The sequence below is a fragment of the Pandoraea captiosa genome, from assembly GCF_902459775.1.
Taxonomy (GTDB): Bacteria; Pseudomonadota; Gammaproteobacteria; order Burkholderiales; family Burkholderiaceae; genus Pandoraea; species Pandoraea captiosa.
Window position 1 is genome coordinate 231320 of record NZ_CABPSQ010000005.1, and the last position, 19069, is coordinate 250388.

Annotated in this window: 16 protein-coding genes; 12 read left to right on the forward strand and 4 right to left on the reverse strand. The window is 65.0% G+C overall.

The features are described from left to right. The first annotated feature begins 3 nt into the window (after positions 1-3). Genes PCA31118_RS16160 through PCA31118_RS16170 form a run of 3 tightly spaced genes read left to right on the forward strand, consistent with a single transcriptional unit; the run spans position 4 to position 2299 of the window. Positions 4-1515 (forward strand): leucyl aminopeptidase, encoded by a 1512-nt coding sequence (locus tag PCA31118_RS16160; protein WP_150626134.1) that lies wholly within the window; start codon positions 4-6, stop codon positions 1513-1515. Then, positions 1512-1928, forward strand: a complete 417-nt coding sequence (locus tag PCA31118_RS16165) for a DNA polymerase III subunit chi (protein ID WP_044454684.1) — start codon at positions 1512-1514, stop codon at positions 1926-1928. The genes PCA31118_RS16160 and PCA31118_RS16165 overlap by 4 nt, the downstream gene beginning before the upstream one ends. A gap of 2 nt (positions 1929-1930) precedes the next feature. After that, entirely contained in the window at positions 1931-2299 is a 369-nt protein-coding gene (locus PCA31118_RS16170; RefSeq protein WP_174990496.1) for a DUF2486 family protein, read from the forward strand. 75 nt (positions 2300-2374) lie between these two features. On the opposite strand, the gene PCA31118_RS16175 is transcribed toward PCA31118_RS16170, so the two are convergent. From PCA31118_RS16175 to ilvD (PCA31118_RS16185), 3 genes are all read right to left on the reverse strand, one after another. Next, positions 2375-2770 (reverse strand): c-type cytochrome, encoded by a 396-nt coding sequence (locus PCA31118_RS16175; protein ID WP_246190267.1) that lies wholly within the window; start codon positions 2768-2770, stop codon positions 2375-2377. A gap of 272 nt (positions 2771-3042) precedes the next feature. After that, positions 3043-4716: a dihydroxy-acid dehydratase gene (gene ilvD, locus PCA31118_RS16180; RefSeq protein WP_150626136.1), complete on the reverse strand. Its 1674-nt coding sequence runs from the start codon at positions 4714-4716 to the stop codon at positions 3043-3045. Positions 4717-4920: 204 nt separating this feature from the next. Then, complete coding sequence (gene ilvD, locus PCA31118_RS16185; protein ID WP_150626137.1) at positions 4921-6789, reverse strand: dihydroxy-acid dehydratase; 1869 nt, start codon at positions 6787-6789, stop codon at positions 4921-4923. A gap of 227 nt (positions 6790-7016) precedes the next feature. On the opposite strand from ilvD (PCA31118_RS16185), the gene PCA31118_RS16190 reads away from it, so the two are divergent. From PCA31118_RS16190 to PCA31118_RS16200, 3 genes are all read left to right on the forward strand, one after another. Further along, positions 7017-7976: a LysR family transcriptional regulator gene (locus PCA31118_RS16190; RefSeq protein WP_150626138.1), complete on the forward strand. Its 960-nt coding sequence runs from the start codon at positions 7017-7019 to the stop codon at positions 7974-7976. A gap of 257 nt (positions 7977-8233) precedes the next feature. Then, a complete protein-coding gene (gene lgt / locus PCA31118_RS16195) occupies positions 8234-9124 on the forward strand; it encodes a prolipoprotein diacylglyceryl transferase (RefSeq protein ID WP_150626139.1) in 891 nt (296 codons plus the stop codon). A 297-nt stretch (positions 9125-9421) separates the two neighbouring features. Then, positions 9422-10903, forward strand: coding sequence for an ankyrin repeat domain-containing protein (locus PCA31118_RS16200; protein ID WP_150626140.1), 1482 nt, complete (start codon positions 9422-9424; stop codon positions 10901-10903). 45 nt (positions 10904-10948) lie between these two features. Here the strand turns inward: PCA31118_RS16200 and PCA31118_RS16205 are convergent, their stop codons facing one another. After that, positions 10949-11620: a GntR family transcriptional regulator gene (locus tag PCA31118_RS16205; protein ID WP_150626141.1), complete on the reverse strand. Its 672-nt coding sequence runs from the start codon at positions 11618-11620 to the stop codon at positions 10949-10951. 345 nt (positions 11621-11965) lie between these two features. Between PCA31118_RS16205 and dctP the strand changes: the two genes are divergently transcribed. The 6 genes from dctP to PCA31118_RS16235 all read left to right on the forward strand — a co-directional run bounded on the left by dctP (position 11966) and on the right by PCA31118_RS16235 (position 18969). Next, a complete protein-coding gene (dctP, locus tag PCA31118_RS16210; protein WP_150626142.1) occupies positions 11966-13012 on the forward strand; it encodes a TRAP transporter substrate-binding protein DctP in 1047 nt (348 codons plus the stop codon). After that, positions 13009-13617 carry a TRAP transporter small permease gene (locus tag PCA31118_RS16215; protein ID WP_150626143.1) on the forward strand — a complete coding sequence of 203 codons (609 nt, stop codon included), beginning with the start codon at positions 13009-13011 and terminating at the stop codon, positions 13615-13617. The genes dctP and PCA31118_RS16215 overlap by 4 nt, the downstream gene beginning before the upstream one ends. Next, a complete protein-coding gene (locus PCA31118_RS16220) occupies positions 13614-14957 on the forward strand; it encodes a TRAP transporter large permease (protein ID WP_150626144.1) in 1344 nt (447 codons plus the stop codon). Before PCA31118_RS16215 ends, PCA31118_RS16220 begins: the two co-directional genes overlap by 4 nt. A 50-nt stretch (positions 14958-15007) precedes the next feature. Further along, positions 15008-16555, forward strand: coding sequence for a malonyl-CoA decarboxylase domain-containing protein (locus PCA31118_RS16225; protein WP_246190268.1), 1548 nt, complete (start codon positions 15008-15010; stop codon positions 16553-16555). Positions 16556-16572: 17 nt separating this feature from the next. Next, a complete protein-coding gene (locus PCA31118_RS16230) occupies positions 16573-17373 on the forward strand; it encodes an enoyl-CoA hydratase/isomerase family protein (RefSeq protein ID WP_150626145.1) in 801 nt (266 codons plus the stop codon). Between the two features lie 63 nt (positions 17374-17436). Continuing rightward, positions 17437-18969 carry a malonate--CoA ligase gene (locus PCA31118_RS16235; RefSeq protein ID WP_150626146.1) on the forward strand — a complete coding sequence of 511 codons (1533 nt, stop codon included), beginning with the start codon at positions 17437-17439 and terminating at the stop codon, positions 18967-18969. The last annotated feature ends 100 nt before the right edge of the window (positions 18970-19069 follow it).

The window sequence follows — 19069 nt, forward strand, 5'->3', positions numbered from 1 at the left end:
GCGATGGACTTTAGCACAAAAGCCTTCGATTCGACCAAGGCGGGCCAGGCCGGTCTCGCCAACGCAAAGACCGAATGTCTGGTGGTGGGTGTGTTCGAGCAGCAGCCGCTCGCAGGACTCGCCAAGGCGCTCGACGCGGCGAGCAAGGGCCTGCTCGCACGCATGGTCAAGCGTGGCGAACTCGATGGCAAGCTCGGCAGCACCCTGATGCTGCACGAGGTCGCCGGCTGGAGCCCGGCACGTGTGCTGTTCGTCGGTCTCGGTCGCGAAGACCAACTCTCGCAGAAGCAATTCAACGAAGCGTCCCGTGCCGCCGTGCGCGCCGTGCTGGCCTCGCGCGCCACGGATGCCCTCTGGACGCTGCCGCAAGCCAAAATCGTCAAGCAGGACACCGCATGGGCCGTGCGCGCATCGGTACTGGCCCTGCGCGATGCGACCTACCGCTTCACGCAAATGAAGAGCAAGGTCGACGCCGCCAGCACGGTGCTGCGCAAGGTCGTCTTCTCTGTCTCCCCGGAAGATCTGAAGGCCGCCAAGCTGGCCGCGAAGCAAGGCGAAGCCATTGCCAACGGCATGGCGCTCACCAAGGATCTCGGCAACCTGCCGGGCAACGTATGCACGCCGACCTACCTGGCGGACACGGCTCGCAAGCTGGCCCGCGAATTCAAGCTCAAGTCGGAAATCCTCGGACCGAAGCAGATCGAGGCGCTCAAGATGGGGTCGTTCCTGTCGGTCGCCCGTGGCTCGGTACAGCCGCCGCAGTTCATCGTCCTCAAATATGAAGGCGGCGGCGCCAAGCAGGCGCCGATCGTGCTCGTAGGCAAGGGCGTGACGTTCGACACGGGCGGCATCTCGCTCAAGCCGGGCGAGGGCATGGACGAGATGAAATACGACATGTGCGGCGCCGGTTCGGTGTTCGGCACGATCCGTGCGGTGGCCGAGATGGGCCTCAAGCTCAATGTCATCGCGATCGTGCCGGCCACGGAGAACATGCCGAGCGGTCAGGCGACGAAGCCGGGCGACGTGGTCACGAGCATGTCCGGCCAGACGATCGAAGTGCTCAACACCGATGCCGAAGGCCGTCTGATCCTGTGCGACGCGCTCACGTACGCGGAACGCTTCCACCCGGCCGCAGTGATCGACGTCGCCACGCTCACCGGCGCTTGCATCATCGCGCTCGGCCACGTGAACTCCGGCTTGTTCTCGAAGAGCGATGCACTGGCCGACGAACTGCTGGCGGCCGGTCGCACGACGGGCGACACGGCGTGGCGTCTGCCGGTCGAAGACGAGTATCAGGAACAGCTCAAGTCGAACTTTGCCGATGTGGCGAACATTGGCGGACGCCCGGCCGGTAGCGTGACGGCGGCATGCTTCCTGGCGCGCTTTACCGAGAAATACGAGTGGGCGCACCTGGACATCGCCGGCACGGCGTGGAAGAGCGGCGCCGCCAAGGGCGCAACGGGCCGTCCGGTGCCGTTGCTCACGCAGTTCCTGATCGATCGCGAAGCCCGGTGACCCGCGTCGACTTTCACACCCATGTGGCGAACCGGCTCGAATATGCGTGCCGGTTCGCGCGCAAGGTCTACGGGGCCGGCCAGACGCTCGTGGTCGTGGCCGAGCCCGACGTGCTGCGCGCGTTCGACCAGACGTTGTGGACGTTCTCGCCGCTGGAGTTCGTGCCCCATTGCTTCACCGGCGACCCGCTTGCCGCAAAGACGCCCGTCGTGCTCGCGGCGCCCGACGAGGAGGCGCAGCATCATCAGGTGCTGCTCAATCTCGCCGGCAGCGTGCCGACGCACTTTGCGCGCTTTGAACGGGTCGTGGAGATCATTGGCGACTCGCCCGAAGACTTGTCGGGGGCGCGCGAGCGTTATCGCTTCTACCGTGATCGCGGCTACACGCTGAACAACTACGACCAACGAGGTTGACCGTGACGAACGAGCCCGAGCGCAACGACCCCGGCATTCCCACGCTGACCGAAGTGCTTGCGACGGGGGAGGTCGCGCCGCCCGAAGCGTCGGCAGACGAGGCCGCAACGGCCAACGGGGACGAGCGGGGTGTGCCGGCAGACGTCGCGGTCTTTGCCGAGCGCGTGAGCGCCCGGCTCACGCTGCAACTGGCCGACGAGATTACGACGATGGTGGAGCGCCGTTGTCACGACGCATTGATCGATCAGACGTCCTGGCTCGTGCAACTGATCGGCAAGCAGGTCGCCGATGCCTTGCAGGCCCAACTTCCCGACCGTATCCGTCAGGCGGTCATCGAAGAGGTCGCGAAGCAGGTGCGCAGTCAGGGATGACGGAAGCTGAGGCGATGCCCTTTCCGGGGGGCGGCGTCAGGCGCGACGGCATGAGGCACGACGCCGGTAGCCGTTTCAGGAGCGCGAGGGTCGCGCCATTCCCAGAATCCATTCAGCCAGCCGATTGGCCTCGCCTGGGGCGAGTTGCAGGCTCGCGGGCATCGGAATCTTTCCCCATTTGCCCTGGCTGCCGTCCGTAATGGCGCGCGCAAGTTCGTCGGCCGCACCGGGCTGCCCGGCATAGCGCTTCGCGATGTCGCGGTAGGACGGTGCGAGCAACGTCCGGTCGGGGGCGTGGCACGTCATGCAGTTGCGCGAGCGCGCGAGCTTTTCCATCGCCCGCGCGTCCGGCACGTCGGACGCGGGCGCGGATTGTGCGAAGACCGCGCCTGACGCAAACGTCAGACACATCAGACACATCAGACGTGCGCTCAGCATCGTCCTGCCGTGGACGCCGGCCAATCCCTTCATTCGATACTCCCCGACCGTTGATGGAATTCCTGTGCGACGCACCGCGGACGTCTGTAGGCGACGACTTCAGGCAGGTGCATCGACGCGCCATTATACGGCGACGCAGAACCTTGCTGCCGCGTCATGCCGACGCATGAAAAAACGGCACGCCCGCCGGAGATGCGGCGCGTGCCGTGTTGGATTCGGCGGCCTTCGTGGCGATCGAGTGATCGTGCGGCCGCGCGGCCGTACGTTCGATCTCAGCCCGTCCTTAGCCTGTCCTCAGCCGGTCCTTAGCCTGTCGATCCGCCCTTGTTGGCCGGTTGCGCGAGGGCGGCGTACTTGGCCAGCACCCCCCGTGTGTAGCGCGGTGCCGGCGCCTTCCAGGCGGCGCGGCGGCGGGCGAGTTCATCGTCGGCCACGTTCAGTTGCAGCAGCAGTTTGTGCGCGTCGATGGTGATCGAGTCGCCTTCCTGAACCAGCGCAATGGTGCCGCCGACGAACGCCTCGGGCGCCACGTGGCCGACCACCATGCCCCACGTTCCGCCGGAGAAGCGGCCGTCGGTAATGAAGCCGACCGACTCGCCAAGCCCCTTGCCGATGATCGCCGAGGTGGGCGCGAGCATCTCCGGCATGCCGGGGCCGCCCTTGGGACCGAGATAGCGCAGCACCAGAATGTCGCCTGCCTGAATCTTGTCGCTGAGAATGGCCTCCATGGCGCTTTGTTCGTCGTCGAACACGCGCGCCGGTCCAGTGATCACCGGATTCTTCAGCCCGGTGATCTTCGCCACCGCACCGTCTTCGGCCAGATTGCCCTTGAGAATCGCGAGATGGCCTTCCTTGTACAGCGCCTTTTCGATGGGAAAGATCACCTGTTGATCGGCGCGGGGCACCGACGGCACGTCCTTGAGTTCTTCGGCAAGGGTGCGCCCGGTGATGGTCATGCAGTCGCCGTGAAGCAGGCCGGCGTCGAGCAGAATCTTGAGCACTTGCGGAATACCGCCTGCCTTGTGCAGATCCGTCGCCACGTATTTGCCCGATGGCTTCAGATCGCAGATGACCGGCACGCGTGCACGAATGCGCTCGAAGTCTTCGATGTTCCATTGGACGTCGGCGGCATGCGCAATGGCGAGATAGTGCAGCACGGCGTTGGTCGAGCCGCCCGTGGCCATGATCAGCGCGACGGCATTCTCGATGGACTTGCGCGTGATGATGTCGCGCGGTTTGAGATCTTTCTTCACGGCTTCGATCAGCACGCGAGCCGATTCTGCGGCGGAGTCGACTTTCTCCTGATCCGGATTCGCCATCGTCGACGAGTAGAGCAGGGACATGCCCAGCGCCTCGAACGACGAACTCATCGTGTTGGCCGTGTACATGCCGCCGCAGGAGCCGGTCGACGGGCAGGCATTTTTCTCGATGCCCTTGAAGTCCGCCTCGGTCATGCGTCCGGCGGTGAACTCGCCCACGGCTTCGAACGAGGAGACGATGGTGAGGTCCTTGCCTTTCCAGTTGCCCGGCTTGATGGTGCCGCCGTAGACGTAGATGCCCGGCACGTTGATACGCGCGAGCGCAATCATGCCCCCGGGCATGTTCTTGTCGCAGCCCCCGATGACGACCACGCCGTCCATCCACTGGCCCTGCACGGCCGTCTCGATACAGTCGGCGATCACCTCGCGCGAGACGAGCGAATATTTCATGCCCTCGGTGCCCATGGACATGCCGTCGGAAATGGTGGGCGTGCCGAACGTCTGCGGGTTGGCCTGATGGGTCTTGATGGCGTCGACCGCGGCGTCGGTCAGACGCTGCAGCCCCGCATTGCACGGAGTGATCGTCGAATGGCCGTTGGCCACGCCGATCATCGGGTTGTCGAAGTCTTCTTCCTTGTAGCCCAACGCGTAGTACATCGAGCGGTTGGGCGAGCGTGCCACGCCTTGCGTGACGTTGCGCGAACGACGGTTGAATGCCATGACGTCTCTCTCCTTGTGGGGATGGGCCACGCCACGGGCTGTCGCAGCGTCGCACACAGGCGATGTTGTATCACGCTGGTTTGCCGGCGGCACCCCCGAAAAATCCGGGGGGGGGCCGCCCCATGTCATTGCTTTTCGACTGCGCGGGGGCGACACCTTCGCGAGGCGCCGCTCCCGGTACGACTTTCGACTGCGAGCGGCGCTTTAGCCGCGCTTGCCGAGCTTCAACTGCGACAGATCGCGCACGGCGCCACGGTCGGCCGAGGTCGCCAGCGCGGCGTAGGCTTGCAGCGCCTGCGACACCACGCGCTCCCGGTTGAGCGGTTGCCATGCCGCGTCGCCACGGGCTTCCATCGCGGCGCGGCGGCGGGCGAGTTCTTCGTCCGACACGGCCAGATGCATCTTGCGCTGGGTGATGTCGATCTCGATCACGTCACCGTCTTCCACCAGGCCGATGGTGCCGCCTTCGGCCGCTTCGGGCGAAGCGTGACCGATCACCAGCCCCGACGAACCGCCGGAGAAACGACCATCCGTGAACAGGGCACACGTCTTGCCCAGGCCCTTCGACTTCAGATACGACGTCGGGTACAGCATTTCCTGCATGCCCGGGCCGCCCTTCGGGCCTTCGTAACGGATCACGACGACGTCGCCCGGCTGGACCTTGTCGCCCAGAATGCCTTCCACGGCATCGTCCTGGCTCTCGAACACGCGCGCGCGGCCGGTGAAGACCCACTGCGATTCGTCCACGCCGGCCGTCTTCACGATGCAACCCTTTTCGGCGAGGTTGCCGTACAGCACGGCAAGACCGCCGTCCTTCGTGTAGGCGTGTTCCTTGTCGCGGATGCAGCCGACTTCGCGGTTCAGGTCGAGCGACGGGTAGGTCGACGACTGGCTGAAGGCGATGGTCGTGGGCACGCCGCCCGGGGCGGCGCTGTAGAAGGTTTGCGCGCGGTCGTTGGCGCTGTCCTTCACGTCCCACTTGGCGATGGCTTCACCGAGGGTGCCGCTGTGCACGTTGCCGCACGACGTGTCGAGCAGGCCGCCGCGGGCGAGTTCACCCAGAATGCCGATGATGCCGCCGGCGCGGTGCACGTCTTCGATGTGGTACTTGTCGGTCGCCGGGGCGGCCTTGCACAGACAGGGCACGTTGCGCGAGATGCGGTCGATGTCGGCCATCTTGAAGTCGACGCCGGCTTCCTGCGCGGCGGCGAGCAGGTGCAGCACGGTGTTGGTCGAGCCGCCCATGGCGACGTCGAGCGCCATGGCGTTTTCGAACGCCGCCTTGGTGGCGATGTTGCGCGGCAGGACCGAGGCGTCATCTTCCTGATAGTAGCGACGGCACAGGTCGACCACGAGACGCCCGGCCTGTTCGAACAGGCCGCGACGCCAGGCGTGCGTGGCGACGATGGTGCCGTTGCCCGGCAGCGCCAGACCGATGGCTTCGGTCAGGCAGTTCATCGAGTTGGCGGTAAACATGCCCGAGCACGAACCGCACGTCGGGCAGGCGCTGCGCTCGACTTCGGCGACTTCGGCGTCGCTGATCTTCGGGTCGGCGGCCTTGATCATGGCGTCGATCAGGTCGATCTTCGCGATCACCTGTCCGTCGCCCGACTTGACCTTGCCCGCTTCCATCGGTCCGCCCGAGACGAACACGACCGGAATGTTCAGGCGCATGGCGGCCATGAGCATGCCCGGGGTGATCTTGTCGCAGTTGGAGATGCAGACCATGGCGTCGGCGCAGTGCGCATTGACCATGTACTCGACCGAGTCGGCGATCAACTCGCGCGAGGGCAGCGAGTACAGCATGCCGCCGTGACCCATGGCGATGCCGTCGTCCACGGCGATGGTGTTGAATTCCTTGGCCACGCCGCCGGCCGCTTCGATCTCCTTGGCCACGATGGCGCCCAGATCGCGCAGGTGCACGTGACCCGGCACGAATTGCGTGAACGAGTTCACGACGGCAATGATCGGCTTGCCGAAGTCGGCGTCGGTCATGCCGGTGGCGCGCCAAAGGGCGCGGGCGCCGGCCATGTTGCGGCCGTGGGTCGAGGTGCGGGAACGGTATTGAGGCATGGTCGTGTCTGAAACGCTGCTTGTGGGATGAACGAAATCCGGGGCCGTGTGGCACTTTCGAGTGCCATTTGCCGATCCGTCCCACGCGGCGCGACATGCGCGACATGAGCGACAAGCGCGTCCTGCGCAGACGGATCCGGCTCGATTTGGCCGGACGTCAAGATTCGTCTTTCCTTGAATGCTTGTCAAATATATTATTTGACTCGAATTGAGTCGAAAAACATATCATGGACTTACGTCAGTTCCGCTACTTCGTCGCCGTGGCCGAGGAACGTCACTTCGGGCGCGCCGCGCAGCGCCTCTCGATGACCCAGCCGCCGCTCTCGCAGCAGATTCGTGCGCTCGAGGCCTCGTTCGGTGCGCCCCTGTTCGTGCGCACCAACCGCTCGGTCGAGCTGACCGCCGTGGGGCGGCAACTTTTGCCGGAAGTCCGTCGCATTCTCGCGGACGCCGATGCGCTGCCCGCGCTCGCACAGGGGCTGGCGCACGGCGAGGTCGGCACGCTTTCGCTGGGCTTCGTCTCCACGGCGGACTACGGCATTCTGCCGCCGCTGTTGCGTGAGTTCGGTGAGCGTTATCCGCGCGTTCGCCTGCAACTGCTCGAAGCCACGAGCGACGTGCAGGTCGAGGCGCTCATGGACGGTCGCATCGACGCCGGTCTGTTTATCCCGCCGGTGCCCGCACGCTTCGCCAACGAATTGTCTTACCTGCCGATCGTTCGGGAGCCGCTGATGCTGGCGCTGCCCGCCGCGCGAGGCGACGCCATGCCGACAGCGTCCGCGCAAAGCGATGCCCTCGACGTGCAGCCCGGCGCCGCAGTGAGTCTGGCCGACTTCGCGGACGAGCCGCTTGTCATCTTCCCAAGGCGCGTCGCCCCGGCGTTCTACGACATCATCATGGGATGCTATGGCGCACTCGGGCTTACGCCACGGGTGGGGCAGGAAGCGATCCAGATGCAGACCATCGTGAGTCTGGTATCGGCAGGCATGGGCGTGGCGCTGGTGCCGCAGTCGTTGTGTCATCTGCGGCGCACCGGGGTGACGTACCGGGCGCTGCGCGAGACGAGCGCCCTCATCGAGACGGGCCTGCTCTGGCGCACCGCCGAGGTCACGCCGGTGCTCGAAGGCTTTCTCGAGACGGCGCGTGGTGTGGCCCATACGCCGCCGGGCGCCACGCTGTCTGCCTGAGTGCGGCAAGCGCATCGACGCGAGGAGGCAATCGTGAAGACGAGCGCTTCGCGTGCCGCATCGTCGTGGGCTCGTGGTATTGTGCTGCCCATCCCGTCGCTTGCGGTGCGTACGTCTTATCCGACGGCACAGGCGTTCCGGGGCGATGGCGGACGATGGCGGCAACCGCATGACGACAGCGCACACGACGGTACGCGCGACGGCGGCCTCCTCATCTCTGGCGGAACTTTTTGTTCACGACTCCATTCTTCTGATCCATGCTGATTCATCCTCAATTCGATCCGGTTGCGATTCACCTCGGCCCGCTCGCTATTCGCTGGTACGGCCTGATGTATCTGGTCGGCTTCATTCTTTTCCTGCTCGTGGGACGCCTGCGCGTGCGCCAGCCGTCCATCGCGGCGCAAGGCTGGAAGGCGCAGGATCTCGACGACATGCTGTTCTACGGTGTGCTCGGCGTTATTCTCGGCGGTCGTCTGGGCTATGTGGTCTTCTACAAGCTGTCGTTCTATCTCGCGAATCCGCTCGACATCTTCAAGGTATGGGAAGGCGGCATGTCGTTTCATGGCGGCTTCCTCGGCGTGCTCGTTGCGATGTGGCTGTTCACGCGCCGTCGCGGTCACTCGCTGCTCGAAGGCACCGACCTGATCGCGCCGATGATTCCGCTGGGGCTCGCGGCGGGGCGTCTGGGCAACTTCATCAATGGGGAGCTGTGGGGACGTGTCACGTCGCCCGATTCGCGCTTCGCGATGCTTTTCCCGCAAGCCGCTGCCGAAGACGCGCAGTGGGTGTTCTCGCATCAGCAAGCGATGTCCGATCACGCCCTGGCGATGGTCTTCGCGCAGTTCCATGGCCTGCCGCGATATCCGTCGCAACTCTTCGAGTTTGCCCTCGAAGGCGTGGCGCTGTTCGTGCTGCTGTGGTGCTTCGCGCGTCGCGCGCGTCCGGTGGGTGCGGTCTCGGGCATGTTCCTTGTGGGCTATGGCCTGTTCCGTTTCCTCGCCGAATTTACGCGCGAGCCGGACGCCTTCCTGGGGCTCCTGTCGTTCGGACTGTCGATGGGCCAATGGCTGTCGCTGCCGATGATCGTGGCGGGCGTGATCATGCTCGTGTGGTCCTATCGACGCGGGCAGGTGACTTCGGCGGCATAAAACAACGTAGGGCGCCCCCAGCGAGCATGGCCTCGCTGGGGCATGCGCCATCGACGGTTCTGTCAACATGGACGGGCCGCCGGAGAATGCTCCGGCGGCCCGTTGTCTTTTCAGGGAATGGTCCCACTGCCCGTGAGCCGATTTTTGCAGGTTGGCCGTTCGTGTCGTCGATAAGCTGGGCGTGTCATCCACGCGAGCGCATGTGCCGACGCGAACCGGTGCGGCGCGATGGATGTGATGGACGTCATCGGGGGGGCGCACATGGAATCGACGGGCATATGGCAGGGAATCGGCGCGATGGCCGACCTGAGTGAACGCGTGGCGCAATACCGTGGTGATCGTCCGGAACGATCGGATCAAGCGGACCGCGCGAACCAACGTAGCGGATGCGATGCCCTGCATGGCGCGGGCGCGTTCGCGGATTTCACGGGGGCATCGCACGCTGCATCAGAAGCGGCAGCCTGCACGGCGCGACCGACGACAACACTGCGTCCCGAGGACGTGGCATCGATTGCGCGCAAGACCGCGGATGTCGCGCGCGTGCTTCGGATGCCCCCGCAGGGGTGGACGGCGCAGCATCTGCAATCGCTGGGCGTCGAGGCGACGACGGCGACAGTGTTGATCTCGCATTTGCGAAACACGCCGCTCATGTCTTCCGAATTCCTCGTTCACACGATCGACGAGACGATCGGCGTCGAATCGGCGCTGCTGTTCCTCGGCGACGGTCTGGACAAATACTATGCGCACGCGTATCAGTCCGAAGCCGGAGATGGGGCGGCCGTTGCCGTGTCGATCGGGCAGGCCATCGTGGAAAGCCGGCTCGGCGGTTTGCCGCGCTCCAGTGACGGCAAGGGCAGCTTCGTGCGGGGCCTGCTCGACCTGTTCTCGGCGCGGACTCACTTGAGTCCGACCGGAACGGGCAACGTCGCGACGGCGCTGTCGATACTGCTCGAATGCGGTGCGCGTTGCGATGCCGGGGTGTTCGATAGTGTGCCGCCGCTCATCTATGCCCTGTCTCGGCACGTGCCTGCGCGCGTGCTCGACGTGCTGATCCGGCATGGCGCCGACCCCAATGAAGCGCTTGCATGTGCCGATGCGATCGCGCCCACGTGGGCGAAGGATTTCAGGGTGGGGGCTACGGCCATGCACCACGCCGCATTCGTCGGGTCCCGCGAGGCGATGGCGGCATTGTTCACGACGCACGGCGGCCGTCTCGATATCGCGACGCCCGACGGCTACACGCCTGTCGCGGTGGCCGGCGCCACGCCCCGCCCAATGCCGGGACCATGCGCGGGCCTCATCGCGCGAGCGATTTCGGCGCGTGACGCCTGGATCTCGACGGACACCGACCCCGTTCGCCGTCGCGCCAACGGCGAACTCCTGGCCGAGGTGCTGACGATGCGTCTGCTGGAAGCGGACAGATCGGCAACCACCGCGGAGCTGGAACACTGGTTGCGCGCGATGGATGGATCATGCGCCGATGGCTGCGACGTCATATCCGTGCTCGATAGCGCTCCGGCGCATGGCGGGCCGACCTATCGATCGCGCATCTACGACATGTTCCTGACGTGGTACGGGGGCAACAGCCGTGAGGGATGTCCGGTCATGGACGAGGGCAAGATCGAGGCTGCCGTGTGTATCAACGAATGGATGGACGACCACACAAGGTACGACATTGCACCGAATGCGAGAGTGCTTTCTCACCGAAGGATCATGCGCGCCACGCTGGCGTCGCTGCCCGGCGATCCGGTCGTGCATCGGGCCGCCGTGGCGCACTGAAGACACCGGCGACCCGGGACCGTCACATCGTCCGCGTTGTTCGCCTCATCCCGTCTTGCGCGCCAAGGCGTGCAACGAGGCCATCAGGTCGGCAAACCGCTCGCCTTGCACCGTGACGTGGGCGCGCAGGTGATCGGATGCCGCGTCGGCATCCCCCGCCTCGATGGCGCGAAACACGGCGTCGTGCTCCGAGAACGACTGATGCGGCCGGTCGCGCACGCGTAGTTGCAGGCGCCGGTATACGCGCAGACGGCGGTGCAGTTGCAGCGCCGTTTCCTGCAGATAGGCGTTGTGACTCGCCTGATAGATGAGCGCATGGAAACGTGCGTTCACTTCGTAATACGTGTCGATGTCCCGCGCCTCGGCTGCCGCCCGGCTGGCTTCGTGGGTCTCACGCAAAGCTTTCAGTTCGTCGTCGGTAATGCGGCGTGCCGCGAGCCGCCCGCACATCGATTCCAGCTCCGCCATGACCTCGAACATCTCGCACAGCCGCTGCGGGTCGATCTGGGAGACGACCGCCCCCCGTCGCGGCCGGATCTCGATCACCCCCGATGACGCCAACTGAATCAGCGCCTCTCGCAACGGCGTGCGCGACACCCCGAAGGAAGTCGCCAGTTCAACCTCGTCGAGCCGCATGCCCGGCGCGTACTCGCCCACGGCGATGCGCTCCTCGATCGCCTGTCGCAGCGCTTCCGATCGCTTGGGTTTTACGGTCATGACGCTCTCGCTCGGTCAGGTTTCGATCCCGTGAGACGGGGCCGCAGGGGGATGTTGCCAAAGTAGCGCGCGAACCCCGCGTTGCAGATCGGGGTAAACACCAAAATTGTATTTTTATCGTCGTCGATTTGTATACACGACGATGGATTGACTATACGATTTCATTCCGAGAGCGGCAACTCACGCACTCGAAACCTCAAAATAAAGCAGTCATCCGTACATGCAGTGCCGGCGTGCCGGTGGTGCACCCGATGCGCGATCTCCAGGATTCAGGAGACGCGTGACGGGCGATGTCAGGCACCGGGCTTCGCTGGTTCTTCACTGACAGAAGTGACAGGAGACGCCATGGAGACAACCCCTTCCCCGCTGCGGCGGCAACTCATGCTCGGCGCCGCATCGGCGTTGGTCACCGGTGGTCTGGCCAGCCCGTGGGGCGGCGCATTCGCGCAATCCGGCCCACTCAAGATTTCCCATCAATTTCCCGGCGGCACGCTGACCGAAGGCGATTTTCGCGACCGGCTATGTCGCAAGTTCGCGCAGGAAGTCGAGAAGCGCACCAACGGTGCCCTGAAATTCCAGGTCTACCCGGGTAGCTCGCTCATGAAGACCAACGCCCAGTTCTCGGCGTTGCGGCGCGGCGCGCTCGACCTGTCGCTTTATCCGCTGCCTTATGCGGGTGGCGAAGTCCGCGAGCTCAACATCGGGTTGATGCCCGGACTGGTGACGTCCTACGCGCAAGGCACCGCCTGGCGCAACGGGGAGATCGGCAAGGTGCTCACCGATGTGCTCGCGGAGAAGAACATCGTCATCGTGAGCTGGGTGTGGCAGGCCGGTGGTGTTGCCAGCCGGGCCAAGCCGCTCGTGGCGCCGGAAGATGCCAAGGGTCTGAAGGTGCGCGGCGGCAGCCGCGAGATGGACATGATGCTCAAGGAAGCCGGTGCCGCCGTGATTTCGCTGCCGTCCAACGAGCTTTACGCGGCCATGCAGACCGGGGCGATGGACGCGGCCATGACCTCGTCGACCAGCCTCATGTCGTTCCGACTCGAAGAAGTGTCGAAGCATCTGACCACGGGACGCAACAAATCCTACTGGTTCATGCTTGAGCCGCTGCTCATGTCGAAGCAGATCTTCGACAAGCTGCCCAAGGATCAGCAGCAGGTCATTTTGCAGGTCGGGGCGGAACTGGAGTCGTTCGGCACGGAAGCCGCCAAGGCCGACGATGCGCAGATCGCCAGCGTGTACACGAAGGCCGGCGCGAAGGTATACGACCTCGACGAAGCGACGGTCATGAAGTGGCGCGACATTGCCCGGCGCACCGCGTGGAAGGATTACGCGAGCAAGTCGGACACGTGCGCGAAGCTGCTCGCGCTTGCCGAGAAGGTGCCCGCATGAGTGGGGCCGTCGCGAGCGCCGAGCCGGTGGTGGCTCGCTCACGCGCGCTGCGGCGGCTCGACGCGCTCCTGCAGGGCGTGAGTCGCTTGCTGATGCTCGTGTGCATGCTGGCGCTCGTGGGGGCCGCCCTTGTGCTCAGCTACAGCGTGTTTGCGCGGCACGTGCTTAAGCTCGCCACCGACTGGCAGGACGAAGCTGCCGTGTTCATGCTCGTCGGTGCGACCTTCGTCTCGGCCGCGCACGTGCAGCACTTGCGCGGTCACATCGGCATCGAAGCGATTACCACGCTGCTCTCGCCGCGTGTGAACCGTGTGCGGCGCTGGGTCGTCGACATCTTCACACTGGCGTTCTGCGGCTTCTTCGCCTGGAAGTCGTGGACGCTGTTCTGGGAAGCCTACGTGGACGGTCAGACGAGCAGTTCGACCTGGGGGCCGCCGCTCTCGATTCCGTATGGTCTGATGGCGTTCGGCATGACGTTGCTCTCGGTGCAACTTCTGCTGCAAGTCGCGATCGGGGCTTGCGAGATGAAGGCAGGCGTTGCCGGACATTCGGGGAATGCAGAGGCTGGGGGACACACCCCGGATCGCACGGGAGGGCACGCATGAGCGAGCTCGGTATCGGATTGCTGTACGGGGGCGCCACGCTCGTCGCCATGTTCTCGGGCATGCCCATCGCCTTTGCCCTCGGCGCGGTGGCGGTCGCATTCATGTTCGGATTCATGCCGGCGTCGTCGCTCGATACGGTCACGCAGAACGTCTACGAGGAGATGGCCAGCATTACGCTGCTATCGATTCCGCTCTTCATTCTGAAGGGCGCGGCGATCGGCAAGTCGCGCGCAGGGCAGGACCTGTATCTCGCGTTGCATGCGTGGATGCGACGGATTCCCGGTGGGCTGGGCATCGCCAACGTTTTCGCCTGCGGCCTGTTCGCGGCGATGGCGGGGTCGAGTCCGGCAACGTGTTCCGCCATCGGCAGTGCGGGGATTCCGGAGATGCGCCAGCGCGGATATTCGCCGGGATTTGCCGCCGGGATCATTGCGGCGGGCGGCACACTGGGCATTCTGCTGCCGCCGTCGATCACCATGATTCTCTACGCGGTGGCAGCGGAGCAGTCGCTGGGGCGCCTGTTCCTGGCGGGCATCGTGCCCGCCTTGCTGCTGGTGGGGTTGTTTTCCTGCTATGCGGCCTGGCGCTACCGGAAGGAGTACGCCAGTGCGCAGGTCGCGCTCGCCAGGCACGGTACACCGTCGCCGTTCCCGACCGAACCGCCCGCCACGCTGCGCGAAAAGCTGGCGCTGCTGCCGCGCGTTCTGCCGTTCGTGACGCTGCTCATCGGTGTGATGGCGGCGCTCTACGGCGGTTACGCCACGCCGTCGGAGACGGCCGGGCTCGGTGGATTGCTCGCGCTGGCCCTCATTGCGGTGATCTACCGCATGTGGCGCCCGCGCCAGCTGGCGCCGATTCTGACCGGCACATTGCGCGAGTCGACGATGTTGATGTTCGTCATCGGCATGTCGCTGCTCTATTCCTACGTGATGAGCTATCTGCACATCAGCCAGTCGGCCGCGCAGTGGATCGTGGGGCTGCAACTGTCGCGCTGGGTGCTGCTCGCCGCGATCTTGCTGATGGTGGTCGTGCTGGGCTTCTTCCTGCCGCCGGTGAGCATCATTCTCATGACGGCGCCGATCATTCTGCCGCCGCTGCGCGCCGCGGGCTTCGACCTGGTGTGGTTCGGTGTCGTGATGACGATCGTCATGGAACTGGGGTTGATTCACCCGCCCGTCGGTCTCAACATATTCGTGATCAAGAACACTGCCCCCGATATCGCGTTGCGCGACATCGTCTGGGGCGTGATGCCTTTCGTCGTGCTGATGGTCGTGGCCGTCGTTCTCATCTGCCTGTTGCCCGGCTTGTCGCTGTGGCTGCCGGACCTGTTGATGGGATGAGGGCGCAGACCACAATGTCTTGAGAGGAAGCCATGAAGGATGAGCCGATCATGTCTGCAATGTCTGCCACGCCCGTTCCGTTGTCGATGAGTTCATCGTCATCGGGTACGTCGTCATCATCCGTCGCTACCGCAGCCGGGCGCGGCGCGCCCGACAGTGTGGCGGAGGTGAGCGCACCGGTGCCTTCGCCGAAGCCATCGCTGGGCGAGCGGCTCGGACAATGGTTCGGTCGCGGCGGCAAGTCGGGCGGGCAGGGCGGAGGGCCGAAGGATGGCAAGGAGGGCAAAGTGGTCGCGGCAACGCTCTCGGCGCGTGCCGAGAACGCCTTGCGCAGGCAGCTGACGCAGTGCCTGTCGGCGCGGCTGACCGACTCGTCGGCCAACGAGGCGGCACGTGAGTTTATGACGCGATACTGCGCGGCGCCGCCCGCAGAGCAGCTGGCGCTGCTCACGGTCGTCGCCGATATCTGCGCGAGCGACGGCGAGGCCGGCGGCGACGCAAAAGCCGGAGGGGAGGGCAAGGAAGGCAAGGAAGCCAGGGAGCGACGCGCCGCGACCGGACTGGCCGGTGCGCTGGGCAGCGCGCGCGTGCGTTTCCTCAAGCGCTTCAACGCACTGCCCGACGGTTTGCCGTTTCTCGTGCGCTGGCGCGCGGACATGTTGCAGCACCGCGCCGCGTTGCCGGGGCTCGCCGCCCTCGAGGAAGACCTCGGCAGCCTCTTCTCGACCTGGTTCGACGTCGGCTTGCTGGAATTGCATCCGATTACCTGGGACTCCCCGGCGTCGCTGCTCGAAAAGCTCATGCGCTATGAAGCCGTGCACGAGATTTCGTCGTGGGCGGATTTGCGCAACCGGCTCGATTCCGATCGTCGTTGTTATGCCTTCTTTCACCCGCGTATGCCGCGCGAGCCGTTGATTTTCGTTGAGGTGGCGTTCGTGCCCGATATGGCGGCTGACGTGCACTCGCTGCTCGACGAAAAGGCGCCGCTCGAAGACCTGCGGCGCGTGCGGTGGGCCATCTTCTATTCCATCTCGAATACGCAGCCGGGGCTGCGAGGCGTGAGCTTCGGCAACTTCCTGCTCAAGCGCGTGATCGACGAATTGCAGATCGACTTCCCGAAGCTGCGCAATTTCGCCACGCTCTCGCCGATTCCCGGGTTCAGCGACTGGTTGCGGCAACTCCCGGCGCAGGCGCTCGCGCAGGTGCTCGGTCCCAAGCGGGGGAAGTGGCTCGCGCAGGAACCGTCGCTGGCGACGCAGGCGACCGGTGCGCAGGTGCTGGCCTGGTTGCAGACAGCGCCCGAGCGCAAGAGCGTGCAGACGTTGCAGCGTTCGCTGGGCGAGGCGCTTGCGGCGCACTATCTGGCGCGCGAGCTCGTTCGCGGGCAACCGCGTGATCCGGTCGCGCGCTTTCACCTTGGTAACGGGGCGCGTGTGGAGCGCATCAACTGGCACGCCGATCTCTCGAAGAAGGGCGTGAGGCAGTCATGCGGCATGATGGTCAATTATCTTTACGTGCCGGACGAACTCGACGCCAATCTGCAACGCCTTATCGACGGCGAGCCCGCACTCGGGCGTGCCGTGGCGCGCTTGCTGTGAGCCCGTCAGGAAACCCCATGGAGACACGCGTGAGCGAGGTTCTGCGCGACGACAGTTTGCTTGACGAGGGGTTGGTGACACTGACGCTGTCCAACCCCGGCAAGCTCAATGCCATCTCGGTGGCGATGTGGCAGGCGCTGCGCACGCATTTGCAGACGCTCGACGGCGATCCGCGCGTGCGGGCCATCGTCATTCGCGGCGCGCAAGGAAACTTCGCTGCCGGCGCAGATATCGAGGAATTCCCGACCGAGCGAGACAGTTACGACGCGCTGCGCCGCTATCACGGCGAGGTGATCGGGCCGACGCTGGAGGCGCTCGCGCGCTGCCGTCATCCGAGCGTGGCGCTGATCGAGGGCGTGTGTGTCGGCGGTGGCCTTGAGATCGCGGCGCATTGCGATCTTCGTATCGCGGCGCAGGGCGCGCGTTTCGGTGTGCCGATCAACAAACTCGGTTTCCCGATGGCGCCGGGTGAACTGCGCGGCGTGCTGGCGCTGGTCGGTCGGGCCGTCACGCTGGAAATTCTGCTCGAAGGCCGTGTGTTCGGCGCGGCGGAGGCGAAGGAGAAGGGGCTGCTCACCCGCATCGTCGAGGACGAAGAGGTGGAAGAAGCAGGCTACACTTGCGCCCGACGCGTCGCCGCGGGAGCGCCGCTCGCCGCGCAGTTGAACAAGTGGCTCATTGCGCGACTGGCGCCGAACGTGCCGCCGCTGTCCGAGGCCGAGTGGCAAAAGGCTTTTTCCTACTGGGACTCGCACGATCACCGCGAAGGCGTGAGCGCGTTTCTCGAGAAGCGCCCGCCCGACTTCCGGGGCCGCTGAGCGCAGCGTGCCTCGTCCCCCTTTTTCGACGACGCTTACATTGTTCTGAATCCGGTTCTGTTTATGACGCAAGACGCCAACCTCTACCGACTCTTTGCCGAACGTTTTCCCGCCGACAAGACGGCGTGCGCCATCGAGACCCCCGAAGGGCTTTACTACAGTTGGGACGATCTCGAACGCGCTAGTGCGCGTATTGCGAATCTGCTCGCCAGTCTGGAGCTGAGTCCGGGAGCACGCGTGGCCGTGCAGGTCGAGAAGTCGCCCGAGGCATTGCTGCTGTACCTCGCCACGTTGCGCGCGGGCCTCGTTTATCTTCCGCTCAATACCGCCTATCGCGAAGGCGAGATCGCGTATTTCGTCGAGAACGCTGAGCCCGATGTGGTGGTGTGCAGTCCGTCGAACTTCGGCTGGGTGTCGAAGATCGCCTTTACCAACGGCGCGAAGCACGTCTACACGCTGGGCGACGACCGCACCGGCTCGCTGCTCGAGCGCGCGGCATGGTTCGGCGATACCTTCGAGACGGTGCCGCGTGCACCGGACGATCTGGCGGCGATTCTCTACACGTCGGGCACCACGGGACGCAGCAAGGGGGCGATGCTCTCGCACGGCAATCTTGCAAGCAACGCGCGCGTGTTGCATTCGTTCTGGGGATGGGGCGAGCGCGAGGGCGGTGACGTGTTGCTCCATGCGTTGCCGATCTTCCACGTCCACGGACTGTTTGTGGCAAGCCACGCCGCGCTGTATTCGGGCAGCAAGATGATCTGGCTGTCGAAGTTCGACGCGCGCGAAGTGCTCCATCAGTTGCCGCGCGCGACGGTCTTCATGGGGGTGCCGACGTATTACGTCCGCCTGCTCGCGGAAGCCGGACTCGATCGCGAGGTGTGCCGCAACGTGCGCTTGTTCATTTCGGGCTCGGCGCCGTTGCTGCGCGAGACCTTCGATGCGTTCAGGCAGCGCACGGGGCACACGATTCTGGAGCGTTACGGCATGTCGGAGACGGTCATGCTGGTCTCCAATCCGTATCACGGCGACGCGCCGGCGGTGCGTCGGGCGGGCACGGTCGGCATTCCGCTGCCCGAGGTGAGCGTTCGCATCGTCGGCGACGACGGCCAGCCTAGCGCGCCAGGCGACATCGGGCACATTCAGGTCAAGGGGCCTAACGTGTTCGCGGGGTATTGGCGCATGCCGGAGAAGACGGCGGAAGAGTTCACGGACGATGGATTCTTCAAGACCGGCGACGTGGGCCGAATCGATGAGGACGGCTACGTGCATATCGTGGGTCGCTCCAAGGACCTCATCATCTCCGGCGGTTACAACGTCTACCCGAAGGAAATCGAAGGCTTCATCGACGAGATGGACGGCGTGGCGGAGTCGGCCGTGATCGGCGTGCCGCATCCGGACTTCGGAGAGGCGGTGGTCGCCGTGATCGTGCCGCGTGACGGTGCGCAGGCGCCCGATGAGCGCGCCGTGATCGACGCGCTCAAGCAACGCATCGCCAACTTCAAGGTGCCCAAACGTGTGCACGTCGTGAACGAGTTGCCGCGCAATACGATGGGCAAGGTGCAGAAGAACCTGCTGCGCGACCGGTTCAAGTGAGGGGTTTGCGACACGCTGTCGCAAGTTGACGCACGTTGGCGCACATTGACGAATGACGTGGTGCCGTCCGTGGCGCTGTCATGCGACGATGTGCCGCGCA